A 15,355-nucleotide genomic window follows, 5' to 3' on the forward strand; every position below is an offset into this window, starting at 1 on the left:
GGGTAAAAATAAGTATGTTTGCGCTAACTCTGCTATCTCGCACAGACAAGGATTGATCAATGGTTTCGCGTGTTATCCCTGTCGACCCTTTCGATCTGGTCATCTTTGGCGGCACCGGCGATCTGGCCCGGCGCAAGATTTTGCCCGGCCTCTACCGCCGCTATTGCGCGGGCCAAATGCCGGAAGAGGCGCGGATCATTGGCGCCGCCCGGACCGAAATGGACGCCGAAGGCTACCGCGAGATGGTGGCCAAGGCGATCGAAGAGTTCGGCGGCAAAGACGCCTGCGATAACCTCGATGCCTTTTTGGCCAAGCTCGATTACGTCGCCATCGACGCACGCGGAGAGACCGGCTGGCGCGCGCTGCAGGAGTTGATGGCCGGGAAGGACCGGACCGAGGTTTACTATTTCTCCGTGGCGCCGGGGCTCTTTGGCGATTTGGCCGAACGCTTGCAGCACTGGGGCATGGCGGGCGCGGAATGCCGGATTGTGGTCGAAAAACCCTTTGGCCGCGATCTGGAGAGTGCGCGCGCGCTCAACGCGACATTGGCCACCTATTTCAAAGAGCAGCAGATCTACCGGATTGACCACTATCTTGGCAAAGAGACGGTGCAAAACCTCATGGCCGTGCGTTTTGGCAATATGCTGTTCGAGCCTTTGTGGAACCGCCAATATGTCGATCACATCCAAATCACCGTGGCCGAGACTGTCGGCGTGGGCGGGCGTGGGGAGTATTACGACAAATCCGGCGCGATGCGGGACATGGTGCAAAACCACCTGATGCAATTGTTGTGCCTGATCGCGATGGAGCCGCCCGCGCGGTTTGATCCGGATGCGGTGCGCGACGAAAAGCTGAAAGTGATCCGCGCGATCGATCCGGTGTTACCGCATCATCTGGTCCGCGGTCAGTACGAGGCCGAAGAGGGCAATGAAGAAGAGGCGCCAAGCTACCGCGATGCCGTCGAGAATCCGCGCTCGCGGACCGAAAGTTTTGTGGCGCTCAAGGCCCATATCAGCAATTGGCGCTGGCATGGCACGCCGTTTTATCTGCGCACTGGCAAACGCATGGTGGCGCGATCGAGCGAAATCACCGTGGTTTTCAAAGACACGCCCCACTCGATCTTTGCCGAAGATGCAGGCCGCCACCGCAATGTGCTGTCGATCCGCCTGCAACCGAACGAAGGCATCACCCTTGGCGTGACGATCAAGGAACCGGGGCCGGGGGGCATGCGTCTTGTCGATGTGCCGCTCGACATGACCTTTGCCGAGGCGCTTGGCCCCGATGGGGGCGATCAGGTCGATGCCTATGAGCGGCTTATCATGGACGTGATCCGGGGCAACCAGACATTGTTCATGCGCGACGACGAGGTCGAGGCCGCCTGGGCCTGGACCGATCCGATCATCCAAGGCTGGGAGGCGCGTCACGACGTGCCCAAACCCTACGACAGCGGCTCTGCCGGGCCGACGGATGCGACAGAAATGATGCGGCGCGATGGCCGTGAATGGCGAAAGGTATCCCCATGAACATCATCGAATATGCGGACCGCGAAATGCTGGTGATGAATGTCGCCAACAAACTGGCGGGCAAGCTGAAATCGGCGCTTTCGGGCAATGACCGCGTGTCTTTCGCGGTGCCGGGCGGCTCTACCCCCGGGCCGATCTTTGAAATGCTCAGTGCCACCGATCTGGAGTGGGACCGGGTGGATGTGATGCTGACCGATGAACGCTGGGTCGATGAGCATGATCCGCTGTCGAACGCGCGTCTGGTCCGCGAGCATCTGTTGAACGACCGCGCCGCCGCGGCACGGTTCATCCCCTTTTTCCGTGCTGGTCTGTCGCCGGGCGAAGGGGCAGAGGCCGTGGCCCCCAGTCTGGCCAGCCATATGCCGATCTCTGTCCTGCTGCTTGGCATGGGCGATGACATGCATACCGCTTCGCTTTTCCCCGGCGACCCCAGCCTGCCTGACGCCTTGGCCGCTGATGCGCCACTGCTGTGCCCGGTCTATCCTGAGGGGCAGCCCACCGCGCGGGTCACGCTTCCAGCGCATGTCTTGGATGGGGCGCTGAACAAACATCTCGTGATTTTCGGGGAAGAGAAACGCGCCGCCCTTGAGCGCGCGCAGGGGCTTTCCCCCGACGAGGCGCCGATCGCAGCGGTGCTGGATGAAACCGAAGTTTACTGGGCGGCATGATGAACATTTGGCAAGACCTTCAAGAGCGGCAAAACGCCGTGGCGAACCGCAAGATAACCGCGCTGTTTGATGACCCGCATCGCGCCGAGGATTTCTCGCTCCGCACGCAGCATATGCTGTTTGACTACGCAAAAACCAATATCGACGCCGATGCCCGCGCAGCGCTGTTTCAGCTGGTAGAAAGCGCCAAGGTCACCGAGCGTCGCGATGCGATGTTCGCCGGCACGCCGATCAATGAAACCGAAGGCCGCGCAGTCTTGCACACCGCCCTGCGCAACCTTGATGGCGGGCCGGTCGAAGTGGCGGGCGAAGATGTCATGCCGCAGGTCCGCGACACGCTGGCGCGGATGCGCAGCTTTGCCGATCAGGTGCGCGGCGGCGACATCACGGATGTGGTTAATATCGGCATCGGCGGCTCGGACCTTGGCCCCGCCATGGCGACCCGCGCGCTGACGCCCTATCACGATGGGCCGCGCTGCCATTTCGTCTCCAACGTCGATGGCGCGCATATCGCCGATACGCTGCGCGGGCTGGAGGCCAAGACGACCTTGGTAATCGTCGCCTCCAAGACCTTTACCACCATTGAGACCATGACCAACGCGCGCACCGCGCGGGCGTGGATGCAGGACCATGGCGGCGATCCGGCTGCGCAATTCGCAGCCCTCAGCACCGCTGATGACAAGACTGCCGAGTTCGGGATCGACCCCGCGCAGGTCTTCGGCTTTGAGGATTGGGTCGGGGGGCGTTATTCCGTCTGGGGGCCCATCGGCCTTTCGCTGATGATTGCCATTGGCCCCAAGGCCTTTGACAGCTTTCTGCGCGGCGCGCAGGAGATGGACCGCCACTTTTGCGCCGCTGATCCGGCTGAGAATATGCCGATCCTTCTGGCGCTGGTGGGGATCTGGCACAACCAAATCTGCGGCCATGCCTCCCGTGCGGTGCTGCCCTATGACCAACGCCTTGAGATGCTGCCGGACTACCTGCAACAGCTTGAGATGGAATCGAACGGCAAGGGCGTGCAGATGGACGGGTCAGACAGCCCGCGCCAGACCGGCCCGGTGGTTTGGGGCGCGGCAGGTACCAATGGGCAGCACGCGTTCTATCAGTTGATCCACCAAGGCACCCGCGTGATTCCTTGCGAGTTTCTGGTCGCGGCCAAGGGGCATGAGCCTGACTTGCAGCATCACCACGACCTGTTGATCGCCAATTGCCTCGCCCAATCCGAAGCGCTGATGCGCGGGCGGTCTTTGGACGAAGCGCGGGCCATCATGCGCGACGCGGGGCTTGAAGGCGACGCGCTTGAGCGCCAAGCGCGTCACCGCGTTTTCCCCGGCAACCGGCCCTCAACCACGCTGGCTTATGAAACACTTGATCCTTTCACGCTCGGCCAGATCATCGCGCTTTATGAACACCGCGTCTTTGTCGAAGGGGTGATCCTCGGCATCAACTCTTTCGACCAATGGGGCGTGGAACTGGGCAAGGAATTGGCCAAGTCGCTCCAGCCGCTGGTCGAAGGAGAGGTTTCTGCCGAGGGTAAGGATGGCTCTACCGCCGCGTTGATCGGCTATATCCACCAGCATCGCGACTAGGGACTGCATCAAAATTGATTGAAAAAGCGCGCATGCGAACCCCGCCGGCGCGCTCTATTTTGCTGTCTATCGTTGCCGATTTCGACTTGCCGGAGGGGAAGGCTTGCAACTGCCCTGACCTTTGGACAGTCTCAAAGCAAATGATTGGAGGATCCCCATTATGCTTGGCCAAATGATGTCGCAGCCGCTGCTGATCTCAAGCTTGATTGCCCATGCCGAACGCTACCACCCCGAGGGGGAGATTATCTCGGTTTCGACCACGGGCGGGGTTGAGGAAACCAACTGGGGCAAGGTGGCCGAGAACGCACGGCGCTTGGGCTCGGCCCTGACCGATTTGGGGCTGTCACCGCAGGCGCGCTGCGGGACCATCGCATGGAACAATCGGCGGCATCTGGAGATCTACTTTGGCACCTCCGGCGCGGGCTTTGTCTGCCATACGATCAACCCCCGTCTTTTCGCCGATCAACTCATCTACATCCTCAATCACGCGGCGGATGAGGTGCTGTTCATCGACAAGACCTTCGTGCCGCTGGTCGCCGCGATCCGCGACAAGATGGAGCATCTCAAGTATCTCGTGTTGATGTCCGGCCCTGATGCCGAGGCCGCAGAGGCGCTGCCGGGGCTGATTTTCTACGACGAGTTGGTGGCCTCAGGAAATGCCGGTTTCGACTGGCCCAATCTGGATGAGAACACCGCGTCGAGCCTGTGCTACACCTCCGGCACCACGGGCAACCCCAAGGGCGTGCTCTATTCTCACCGCTCGACCGTGCTGCATTCCTTCGGCATCAACATGGCCGACAGCATTGCCATCTCTGCGCGGGATATCGTCATGGCGGTGGTGCCCATGTTCCACGTCAACGCTTGGGGCAGCCCCTATGCCAGCGCCATGACCGGCGCGCGGATGGTGCTGCCGGGGCCGAACCTTGATGGGGCCTCTTTGGTGGGGTTGATCGACAGCTACCGCGTCTCTCTCGCGCTTGGCGTGCCGACGATCTGGCAGGGGCTGCTGGCGGCGGCCAAGAAGTCGGGCAGCGAGCTCACGAGCCTTGAGCGCACGGTGGTCGGCGGCTCGGCCTGTCCGCCGTCGATGATCAAGACCTTCCGCGAAGACTATGGCGTGGAAACGATCCACGCCTGGGGCATGACCGAGATGTCGCCCGTGGGCAGCGTCAATAAACCCTTGGCGAAACACGGCGAATTGCCCGAAGACGCACAGCATAAACTGCGCGAGAACCAAGGCCGCCCGGTCTTTGGTGTTGAGCTTGAGATTTGGGACGACGAAGGCAAGCCGCTGCCCCATGACGGCGAAACCCAAGGGGCGCTGGTCACGCGCGGGCACTGGATTTTGGACGCCTATTATCAATCCGACAGCGACAGCACCCTGCGCGATGGCTGGTTCGACACCGGCGATATCGCGACGATGGACAAGGACGGATATATCACCATCCGTGACCGGGCCAAGGACATCATCAAATCGGGCGGTGAATGGATCAGCTCGGTGGAGCTAGAGAATATCGCCATTGCCCATCCCGATCTGGCCGATGCCGCCGTGATCGGTGCGACGCATCCTAAATGGGATGAGCGCCCGGTTTTGGTCGCGGTAAAGGCCGAAGGAGCCGATCCGTCAGAAGCGGATATCCTCAAGGTCTTTGAAGACCAGATCGCCAAATGGCAGGTGCCGGATCGCGTGGTCTTTGCTGAGGCTCTGCCGCGCAATGCGACCGGCAAAGTGCTGAAACGCGATCTGCGGGACCGTTTCGGTGATGTGCTGATGCAGGGCGAAAGCTAATGAAGGCCGCCCCGGTCCGATCTGGGCCGGGGCGTTTTTAACCGCGTTTGGCGTCAGGCTGAGCGGCGCATCTCGCTGTCGGCCATGGGCCGGGGCAGGGTCAGCCGGAAGGTGCTGCCCACGTCGACTTTGCTTTCCAGTGACAGGCTGCCGCCATGCAGGGTGGCCAGTTGCTCTGCAATCGCCAGCCCCAGACCCAAGCCACCGTTCTCTCGTGACATTGAGCCGTCAACCTGCTGAAAACGTAGGAAAACGCGTGCGAGATTGTCCTCGGAAATGCCGCAGCCCGTGTCCGTCACGGCAAAGGTGATCTCCTCTACGGTCTGGTGCATCCTGAGGTGGATATTGCCACTGCGGGTGAATTTGATCGCGTTTGAGATAAGATTGTAGAGGATCTGCCGCAGGCGGACCGGATCGGCGTTGGCACTGGCTGTGCCGTTGTCCTCATAGGTAAGCGTCAGCCCCTTGGCCTCGGCATCCGGGCGCAGGTCATCGGCGACCGAGCGGGCGATCTCGCTGGTTTCGATCTCTTGCAGATCAAGCTCCATCTTGCCGCGTGCGACTTTGGTCCAATCCAGCAGGTCTTCGACGAGCCGCAGCATATGTTTGGACGACCCCGCGATGCCGCCCGCTTGGTCAGAGACGAAGCTCTGGAACTCATCGACGCTGTGGCGAATGTCGGGCGTGGCATTGGCGCTGTTGTTCAGTGCGGTCTGCAAGCGCCGCGCTTGGGGCAGTTTCTCGGCATGTTGCAAGAAGGTCGCCCGGCCCGAGATCACGGTAAGCGGAGTGCGCAGCTCGTGGCTGACGTTGTTGAGGAATTCGGTTTTCTCGCGATCTGCCGCCTTCGCCGCGTCCAACGCGCGTTTCTCAGCCGTCACATCGGTCCAGATGCCCACAGTATAGCCATGCGGCGTGCGCGATTCTGTGACCTTGAGCCAAAAGTTGTCAGACACCTCAAGAATTAAGGCGCCGGTAGGATTGCGGAACCGGGCGAGGCGTTTGGCAATCCATGCCTCACGATCTTCGACATTTGCGGGGTGCTGATGGCGGGCGACCCAATGGCGCAGCAGCTCTTCGATGGTTTTGCCGGGGATCAGAAGGTCAGCGATTTCAGGATGATACTCAAGAAACTTGCTGTTGACGGTGACCAGGCGTTCTTTCTCATCAAAGGCGACGAAACCCTCTTGGATCGAGCCGATGCCCTCGGCCAAAAGCGCATGGGCCTCCTGCTTTTTCAGCGTAACCCGACGGAAGGCCCAGAGCCCCGCCATCAGCGCGATGGTCGCGATCAGAGCGAAAGCCACGAGGTAGGGGCTTTGCGGAGCATAAGGAGGCAGGCCGTTTGCAAGGCTTGCCGTAGCTTCCCATGTCTTGCCCAAAAGCTCGAACCGGGTGCGGACGGGCGCTGCGGGGTCGACCGCCGCGGGCGCGATCTCGTCCGGCATGACACCCGTTGGGAAGGCGCGCAGGCTATAAAGATAGTCGGCGGCTTGATGCGGGTTTTGATGCGGTTCAAACAGCCGGTCGGGCTGGAACACGATGGACATCACCCCCCAAAAGCGCGGCGCGCCAAGGCCGATGGGGCGCTCGAACACCGGGTAGTGCATGATGTAGCCCTTGCCGCCTTGAACGAGGTTCAGCGGCCCTTCGATGGTTGGGCTTTGGCGGCGGTAGGCGTTTGCCACACCCGAGAGCTGCGTCGGAATGTTCTTATATTCCAAACCGATAACCCCGGCATTCGGGGTTTTGGGATAGCTATGGGTGATCTTGAGGTCCGGGGCGAGGGCGAAGGCCTGAATGCCGGGGTTCCGATCGCGCAGTTCCTTGACCAGCAGTTCGATCTTTTTGTCTTTGAAGGCTTCGCCGGACAGCAGAATATTCTCGATGTTCTTTGTCACCAGAATGGTTTCTTGGAACTGGTGCTGCACCTGATTGCTGACTTCATGCAGCGTCTGCCGCGCATCCTGACGGATGCTGGCGATATGTTGTTCGTAATCCAATTTGACGATCGAATAGCTGATGCCAGCGACGCAGCACAGCACGATAAAATTGACGATGATATACGCCTTGGATGTTGCGTAGTCCCGAAACGCGTTTGCCACGCTTTTTCCTTTGCCTGCCAGCGCATCTGACTTCGTTGGGCCATTTGCGCGTAAGTTACTTCCCTGCTGATTGCTACTTTTGCGGGCAATCATGGCGAAATTCGGACCAGAATGGGCTTTTCGTGGGTGACCCTAGGTAAGTTCGCGCGCCTTGGCCGCGATCATCCATGGTCGGCTTGGAAAGGGAGGTTAGCGTGGAGCGGGTAACGAGAATCGAACTCGTAACTAAAGCTTGGGAAGCTGCCGTGATACCTTTTCACCATACCCGCGCGCTGAGGTTGGGATAATCGGCGCGCCGGGGAAGGTCAAGTCAGGGTTTCGTCGCGGTGACGAAATTGATCTCGGCGGGCAGGCGCAGGGGGCCGTTTTGCGCGTAGGGCCGCAGGGCATTGGCAATGGTCTGCCGCAACTCGGCGACTTGGTCGGGGTTGGCGTCAAAATGGGTGATCGCGCCGCTCGCCGGGCCAATGTCGCACATCTGCTGGGCAAGGTCATCGACCGTGCCTGCGGGGGTGAGGTCAAGTTGGGTCACTTTGCATGCGATATCGGCAAAGCCCGCTGCCGCGAGGATCGAGACAACACGTTCGGGGTCGCGAAAGGCAAAAGGGCCGGGCGCGTCGGGGTCGCTTTTGGGCATGGCACCGATGGTGGCACGGGCCGCGCGGGCGGGCAGGGTAAAGAAAGGATTTTCGGGGATCTGCCCCCAAGCGGCAAAGCTAAGTCTTGCACCGGGGCTGAGTTGCGCGGCCATCCGCGTAAAGCTCAGCACCGGATCAGCAAAGAACATCACCCCAAAGCGCGAGATCAGCCGGTCGTAGGCGGGCTCAAGTTCAAGCGTCGTTGCGTCGCCATGGTGAAAGGCCACTTGGAGCAGGGCGGCGGCACGCTGTCGCGCGAGGTCCAGAAGCGGGGCAGAGACATCGACGCCCAGCACCGCGCCCTCATCGCCCACCGCATTGGCCGCCGCAAGACAGCCAGCACCCGCCCCACAGCCGATATCCAGCACGCGCAGCTTCGGCGTCAGTTCGGCGCGGGCCAGCACGCCGTCAAGCACCGGCTGCATGAGGATATCCAGCTCCGCCTGCCGCGCGGCCCATTTCCGGCCCGCCGCCGCGCTCCAGAATTCGACCTGATCGTTGTTGTCGGGCGTGCTCATCATGTGGCTTTTCTTCTGCGACGGCGTCCGCCGCGCTCGCCCCCGGCGCCGCCTGTGCCGCCGCCACCGGTATTAAAGGTCACGTCCGGCAGGGCGACGAGGCTGTTGAGAATGGGGAAGGGTTCCACTGCGTTGGGAATGGCAGAAGCATTAACGAAATGCTCTTGAAAGCGCGGTTCGACGGCGGTCTCGATCTTGTGGATGGCGCGCACGGTCGCCTCAATCTCGGCCCGCGCATCGGTGTTGAGCAGGGCAATCCGCGCGCCGGTGCCAGCGGCATTGCCCGCGCTGGTGACCTTTTCCAGCGGCGCGTCGGGGATCATGCCAAGCACCATCGCGTGTTTGGGGCTGATATGGGCGCCAAAGGCCCCGGCCAGCACCACCCGGTCGACTTTGTCGACGCCGAATTTGTCCATCAGCAGACGTGCCCCCGAGTAGAGCGCGGCCTTGGCCATTTGGATTTCGCGGATGTCGCGGTTGGTCACCGTGATCTTTGGGCCGCCCTTTTCGGTGCCGTCGTAGACCAGATAGCTGTTGGTGCGCCCATCGGCGAAAACCGACGCCGAGCCTGTCTGCTCTGCGCTGCCGATCAGCCCCGGTGCGTCGACGATGCCGTGAATACGCATCTCTGCGACCATCTCGATAATGCCCGAGCCGCAGATGCCGGTGATCCCAGTGCTCGCGATGGCCTCTTCAAAGCCTTCCTCATCGGACCAAAGGTCACAGCCGATCACCTTGAACCGCGCCACTTTGGTCTCGGGATCGATCTCGACCCGCTCGATCGCCCCCGGTGCCGCGCGCTGGCCCGAGCTGATCTGCGCACCCTCGAAAGCGGGCCCGGTGGGAGAGGAACAGGCCAGCACCTTTTCCTTGTTGCCCAGCAGGATTTCCGCATTGGTGCCCACATCGACCACCAGCATCAGGTCATCCGATTTCTCAGGCGCCTCTGAAAGGGCAACGGCGGCGGCATCTGCGCCTACATGGCCCGCAATACAAGGCAGCAGATAGACGCGGGCGGAGGGATGGATGTTCAAATCCAAGTCTTCGGCCCGCAGGCGCAGCGCGCCGGACGTCGCCAGCGCAAAGGGCGCTTGGCCCAACTCAAAGGGGTCAATGCCGAGCAGCAGGTGGTGCATCACAGGGTTGCAGACAAAGACCGCATCGACGATCAGGTCCGGCGCAACATTCCCTTCGGCCGCGATCTGGGTAAACAGCGTGCTCATCCCCTCGCGCACCGCGCGGGTCATCTCCTGCGCGCCGTCGGGGTTCATCATCGAATAGCTGACGCGGCTCATCAGGTCTTCGCCAAAACGGATCTGCGGGTTCATCACCCCGGAGGAGGCCATGACCTCTCCGGTTTGCAGATCACACAGATGCGCCGCGATGGTGGTGGAGCCAAGATCGACCGCCAGCCCGTAGACCGTTCCTTCGTAATATCCCGGCCAGATGTTCATGATCCGGGCCGCGTTCTCTTGATCGCCCAGATGCACGGCGACGGTTACCTTCCACGCGCCCTTGCGCAGGACCGGCTGCATCATTTGCAGTATGTGCAGATCGGCGGTGACCTTCTCCAGATCCCATTGCTCGGCCAGCGCGGTGCGCAGCCGTTCCAGATCCCCAGAGGGTTCATGCATGTCGGGCTCTGTCACTTCAACGTAGAAGAGTTTGACCGAAGGGTTTAGCACGATCTCCCGCGCCTCGGCGCGTTTGCGCACGACCTGTTTGTGAACTTGGCTCTCTGGCGGCACGTCGATCACCACATCGCCCTGCACCGTGGCCTGACAGCCCAGACGGCGGCCCTCTTTCAGACCGCGCTTCTCGTCATAGCGCTCTTCCACTGCGTTCCATTCGCTCAGCGCGTCAGGCGCGACGGTTACGCCGTGTTTGGAGAACTGACCATAGCCCGGCGAGACCTGACATTTCGAACAGATGCCGCGCCCACCACAGACCGAGTCCAAGTCAACGCCCAACTGCCGTGCGGCGGTCAGCACCGGTGTGCCTTTGGGAAAGCGCCCTCTCTTGCCGGAGGGCGTGAAAATCACGAGGGGATCACTGCTCATCGGGGCCGTCCTTTGTTTCTTTGCGCCACCATAGCGTTCCGCGCGGCGGGGGAAAGATGCGGGGCGGCAATTCGTGTCGCGCCTACGTCATTCCATGTTCACGCCTTACGCGGGGGAATAGGTCTTTCCAATCCCTGCCATCCGTGAAATAGGAAACCGCCAAATGAACCCATCCAGACCCGAGGTGTTAAATGGAGATTCGTGAGGCCCTGACCTTTGATGACGTACTGCTGGTTCCCGCGGCGTCCTCTGTGTTGCCATCTACCGCAGATACAAGAACCCGCGTCACGCAGAGCATCGCGCTCAATATCCCGCTGCTCAGCTCGGCCATGGATACGGTGACCGAAAGCCGCATGGCGATTGCGCTGGCACAGGCCGGGGGCATGGGGGTGGTGCACCGCAACCTCACGATCGAAGAGCAGGCCCGCGAAGTGCGCCGGGTCAAACGCTTTGAATCCGGCATCGTCTACAACCCGATCACCCTGCGCCCCGACCAGACGCTGGCGGATGCCAAGGCGCTGCAAGAACGCTATCGCGTGACGGGTTTCCCGGTGGTGGATGAAAATGGCCGCGTGCTTGGCATCGTGACCAACCGTGACATGCGTTTCGCCTCTGACGACCGCACGCCGGTCTCGGTGATGATGACCTCCGAGCGGCTGGCGATCTTGCAAGAGCCTGCCGACCGGGACGAGGCGATCAGCCTGATGAAATCCCGCCGGATCGAGAAACTGTTGGTTACCGATGCCAGCGGCGTGCTCACCGGGCTTTTGACCCTGCGCGACACCGAACAGGCCGTGCTGAACCCGACCGCCTGCAAGGATGATCTGGGCCGGCTGCGCGTGGCTGCGGCGACCACCGTGGGCGACGCGGGTTTCGAGCGTTCTGAGGCGCTGGTCGATGCGGGCGTCGATATGATCGTGATCGACACAGCACATGGCCATTCCGAAGGCGTGGCCCATGCGGTGACCCGTGCCAAAAAGCAGTTCGGCGATGTGCAGGTCGTCGCGGGCAACGTCGCCACCGGTGCCGCCACCCGCGCATTGATCGACGCGGGTGCGGATGCTGTGAAAGTGGGCATCGGCCCCGGTTCCATCTGCACCACGCGGATGGTCGCGGGCGTGGGCGTGCCGCAATTGACCGCCATTATGGATTGCGTGGCCGCCGCCGGCGAAGTGCCGATCATCGCCGACGGTGGCATCAAATTCTCCGGCGATTTCGCCAAGGCGATTGCCGCCGGTGCCTCTTGTGCCATGGTCGGCAGCATGATCGCAGGCACCGACGAAAGCCCCGGTGAGGTCGTTCTGTATCAAGGCCGTAGCTTCAAAAGCTACCGCGGCATGGGCAGCATGGGCGCGATGGCGCGGGGCTCAGCGGACCGGTATTTCCAAAAAGATGCCGCCTCTGACAAACTGGTGCCCGAGGGCATCGAAGGTCAGGTGCCCTACAAAGGCAGCGCGGGCAATGTGCTCCACCAGCTTGTGGGCGGTTTGCGCGCGGCGATGGGCTATACCGGATGTGCCACGGTCGATGAGATGCGCCGCAACTGTAGCTTCGTGAAGATCACCGGCGCAGGGCTGAAGGAAAGCCATGTGCATGACGTGCAGATCACGCGGGAGTCTCCTAATTACCGAATTGGGTAAGTGCTTTGTTACATTGGGTTTTTGTGGAATTTGATGGATTGATTTGTGTCGAGAACCATGCGTGAACAGGACCGGACATACCCAGAACTGGACATTGCATCAGTGTAACAACTGATGCAAATTGGGATAGGGTTAGGCGATAGCTGATGCATAGTTGTCGGATCGAGAGAGCAGTAAGTGGAGGTGGCGGGATCATCGATCCTGCCACCGACAATGAGTTTGAGTAGATAGATCTTCCTGGCACGGTTGGGACAAAGAGCCCAACCGATAAGCTGCTACCCCAAATTGACAGCACGGTTAGTGCCGCTCGGCTAAAGATGGATCAGGCGACCATCCCTCAACGAGATCTCTGTCGGTTGGGTCGGAAAGCCCAATTTGCGTCGTGCATCCCTATCGCTCTCAACAGCCGTCCCGCGATCCACCGCGCGCCCCGTCACAATGCCGCTTACGCCGTCGTTCTCGAATGCTGTATTCCAAACCAAACCGTCTTTTCTCTGAACGCCTTGAGAACCCAAGTCCCTTGTGAGGCGGATATTTGCTGCATCAAATCGCAAGGAGACAAGACAAATGAACACAAAATACCCTCACATCGAAGTGCCAATGGTAGGGGAGGACGGAAATGCCTTCGCAATTCTTGCACGTTGCGCCTGTGCAGGCCGGCGTGCGGGTTTGGATCGGTCCGAACTCGAAAAATTTAGGAAGGAGGCCACCTCCAGTGATTACGATCACCTGATCCAGACCGTTCTTCGCTGGTTCGACTACTACTAAGGTGTGGTTGCGTCGTCTCAAGGCTGAAGCCTCTGGGACGACACACAAGATATTGCGATCATGAATGGGGGATAGCGCCGTTCGCTTTCGGCGATATCGAAAACTGAGCTTACCATCGCAGGGTGGACTCATCGCAAGATCATTGCATTGAGTTTGCGCATCAGACGCAAGCTCAAGAGCTGGGTGTCCGTCAACAGCGCTGAACTTTCTCGTCTGTAGTTGTCGACCACGGTCTGCGGTGAGCCTGCTGCCCAGGCGGAAGTCTACCACTGATGGAGACGTCAGCGAGGCTGTGAGCTACGCTAAGATGAAGGGACGGAGCGCCTTCACTCGCATCGAGCTTCGCATAGCCTATGCACAAACGCTATCTGTAGCAAGAAAACCAAGCAGGAAAGGCTCCGACGGCAGGGGTCCAAGAAACTGGCCTCAACCTTCAGGATGTAAACGAAAAAACGCCTTCGACCGCGGTCTGACTCCGCGTGTGACGCTGAAAGCGTCACGCATGTGACAACTTCAGCAAGTGTTTTGTGACAGGTTTGGGTTGTATGTTATCGAACGTCTTTCTGGACGTGCCGAGAATTGCTGCGTCGCCTGATCTGGCGACGCAGGTGCGCAGATCAGTTCTGTTCGTCGCGAAGGTTCGTCGCGATCCGTTCCGCTTCCAGCATGTTCTGTATTGCGGCCAACCGTGAGGCGAGATCCTTCAGACGGCTACGAAGGTCGATTGCCGCGAGACCATAGCGATCCACGACTTTCTCTTCGCTTGGCGGGTTGATATCCCACTGCTCGGCTGGGATGTAATAAACATTCGTTGCAGCCAGGATGACTGGCTCGAGGCGGTCAGCCATCTCTTTCAAAGCGAAATGTTCATTTGTCGCGAAGATGGTGAGGCCCTCAATCCTGTCTTTCAGTGCCAGCACATCTTCGAGCAGCCCCCCATCGAGCGCCTCGACCTCTTAGGCCCGGGCGATAGCTTCCAGCGTCTTGTTCGAGACATCGAGAGCAGCTTCAATTCGAGAGGTCAGTTTATCATCCAGCATCCGGGACTTATCCATTTATGTTCTCCTTGTCATCGTTGGAGGGCTGTTGATCGGCATAGGTCTCTTCGAACGCCTGACGAAGCTCGTCGGCCAGCAGGCTGATTTCCTCGACATGCGGCGATGAGGGATCGAGAGCTGCGAAGTATGCAGCTTCGGGGCGGGACGGATCGTGCACATCCGCAAGAGTAAGCAGGCGATGAAGCGCATTGATTTCACGGCCGACACGGCCGTGAAGGGAGTTCTCGGTCCAGAGAGTCTCGAATAAGCTTTGGACGCGTTTGAGCCACGGCCGCCCGCCGAGAAGAAGCGCGGCATTCTGGAGCGCTTCCATGTTTTCTTGAAATAGGTAGTGAACGCGCGTGGGCGCGGTGGGGATATCGAACATGATGTTCTCCCAGGCAGTGCCCTCGGCAGACTGCCTCGGGTGACAAGAGCCGCAGCTTCCGTAACAGCAAGAAGCGTTTCGACTGCCTACCGGCTCCTTGGATCAACAGGAGAACTGGCCCGTTGATCCCTACATTGCGGCGTTGGCAAAATAGACATTGGCCAAATTTGCTGGATCCGAAGGGGGAAATCGAAATAATTTCTAACTAACTGATTAAAATAAGTATATCTCGGCGTGACGTTCATCGCGAGGACAAATGCTCCGAGCCATGGCTTCCCCGCTTCGCCTTGGAGACTATCAGAGGTTGCACGCAATGGGCCTCATACGGCAGAGTAGTTCAAACCGAATTTTTCTACGGTATTTTACAATGAATATTACTTCGATCCTCGATTACATTGACAATGGGCATATGGCACTCCCCGAATTCCAGCGCGGATATGTCTGGGGACGAGAGCAGGTCCGGGGCTTATTCCATTCCCTCTATCGCGGGCACCCTGTCGGAAGCTGTTGATTGTCACTGAGAACTGACCCGGTAGCCCCATAAATTGTCACTGAGAATTGACCCATGTGAACACACTTCCCCGACGGTTTTGGTTGGGGGGATTTGGAGTGATCGACATGGGATTTTTGAG

At 60.0% G+C, this 15,355-nt stretch carries 12 protein-coding genes and 1 tRNA gene; 7 read left to right on the forward strand and 6 right to left on the reverse strand.

Annotated features, from left to right (window positions below; genetic code table 11):
* Nucleotides 1-59: 59 nt before the first annotated feature.
* The 4 genes from zwf (at nucleotide 60) to J3456_RS04685 (ending at nucleotide 5,569) form a co-directional block, all read left to right on the forward strand.
* The gene (gene zwf / locus J3456_RS04670) at nucleotides 60-1,523 is read left to right on the forward strand and encodes a glucose-6-phosphate dehydrogenase (RefSeq protein ID WP_349579096.1); all 1,464 of its coding nucleotides are present in this window, start codon (nucleotides 60-62) and stop codon (nucleotides 1,521-1,523) included.
* Nucleotides 1,520-2,191, forward strand: coding sequence for a 6-phosphogluconolactonase (gene pgl / locus J3456_RS04675; RefSeq protein ID WP_349579097.1), 672 nt, complete (start codon nucleotides 1,520-1,522; stop codon nucleotides 2,189-2,191). Before zwf ends, pgl begins: the two co-directional genes overlap by 4 nt.
* A complete protein-coding gene (gene pgi / locus J3456_RS04680) occupies nucleotides 2,188-3,780 on the forward strand; it encodes a glucose-6-phosphate isomerase (protein ID WP_349579098.1) in 1,593 nt (530 codons plus the stop codon). Before pgl ends, pgi begins: the two co-directional genes overlap by 4 nt.
* A gap of 160 nt (nucleotides 3,781-3,940) precedes the next feature.
* Nucleotides 3,941-5,569 (forward strand): long-chain fatty acid--CoA ligase, encoded by a 1,629-nt coding sequence (locus J3456_RS04685; RefSeq protein WP_349579099.1) that lies wholly within the window; start codon nucleotides 3,941-3,943, stop codon nucleotides 5,567-5,569.
* Nucleotides 5,570-5,622: 53 nt separating this feature from the next.
* On the opposite strand, the gene J3456_RS04690 is transcribed toward J3456_RS04685, so the two are convergent.
* The 4 genes from J3456_RS04690 to J3456_RS04705 form a co-directional block, all read right to left on the reverse strand.
* The gene (locus J3456_RS04690) at nucleotides 5,623-7,674 is read right to left on the reverse strand and encodes an ATP-binding protein (protein WP_349579100.1); all 2,052 of its coding nucleotides are present in this window, start codon (nucleotides 7,672-7,674) and stop codon (nucleotides 5,623-5,625) included.
* 195 nt (nucleotides 7,675-7,869) lie between these two features.
* Nucleotides 7,870-7,943: transfer RNA gene (locus J3456_RS04695), tRNA-Gly, on the reverse strand.
* Nucleotides 7,944-7,984: 41 nt separating this feature from the next.
* Nucleotides 7,985-8,833, reverse strand: a complete 849-nt coding sequence (locus J3456_RS04700) for a class I SAM-dependent methyltransferase (RefSeq protein WP_349579101.1) — start codon at nucleotides 8,831-8,833, stop codon at nucleotides 7,985-7,987.
* Nucleotides 8,830-10,890, reverse strand: a complete 2,061-nt coding sequence (locus tag J3456_RS04705) for an ASKHA domain-containing protein (RefSeq protein WP_349579102.1) — start codon at nucleotides 10,888-10,890, stop codon at nucleotides 8,830-8,832. Before J3456_RS04705 ends, J3456_RS04700 begins: the two co-directional genes overlap by 4 nt.
* Before the next feature lie 191 nt (nucleotides 10,891-11,081).
* Between J3456_RS04705 and guaB the strand changes: the two genes are divergently transcribed.
* On the forward strand, nucleotides 11,082-12,530 hold the full coding sequence (gene guaB / locus J3456_RS04710) for an IMP dehydrogenase (protein WP_349579103.1): 1,449 nt from the start codon (nucleotides 11,082-11,084) through the stop codon (nucleotides 12,528-12,530).
* Between the two features lie 567 nt (nucleotides 12,531-13,097).
* A complete protein-coding gene (locus tag J3456_RS04715) occupies nucleotides 13,098-13,298 on the forward strand; it encodes a hypothetical protein (RefSeq protein ID WP_349579104.1) in 201 nt (66 codons plus the stop codon).
* A 617-nt stretch (nucleotides 13,299-13,915) separates the two neighbouring features.
* On the opposite strand, the gene J3456_RS04720 is transcribed toward J3456_RS04715, so the two are convergent.
* Together J3456_RS04720 and J3456_RS04725 are read right to left on the reverse strand one after the other, a co-directional pair.
* Complete coding sequence (locus J3456_RS04720) at nucleotides 13,916-14,218, reverse strand: hypothetical protein (protein ID WP_349579105.1); 303 nt, start codon at nucleotides 14,216-14,218, stop codon at nucleotides 13,916-13,918.
* A gap of 127 nt (nucleotides 14,219-14,345) precedes the next feature.
* Nucleotides 14,346-14,723, reverse strand: a complete 378-nt coding sequence (locus tag J3456_RS04725; protein WP_349579106.1) for a hypothetical protein — start codon at nucleotides 14,721-14,723, stop codon at nucleotides 14,346-14,348.
* 367 nt (nucleotides 14,724-15,090) lie between these two features.
* Here J3456_RS04725 and J3456_RS04730 point away from each other — a divergent pair, with 367 nt between their 5' ends.
* Nucleotides 15,091-15,234, forward strand: a complete 144-nt coding sequence (locus tag J3456_RS04730; protein WP_349579107.1) for a GmrSD restriction endonuclease domain-containing protein — start codon at nucleotides 15,091-15,093, stop codon at nucleotides 15,232-15,234.
* The last annotated feature ends 121 nt before the right edge of the window (nucleotides 15,235-15,355 follow it).

The organism is Sulfitobacter sp. NFXS29, from assembly GCF_040148765.1.
Classification (GTDB): Bacteria; Pseudomonadota; Alphaproteobacteria; order Rhodobacterales; family Rhodobacteraceae; genus Sulfitobacter.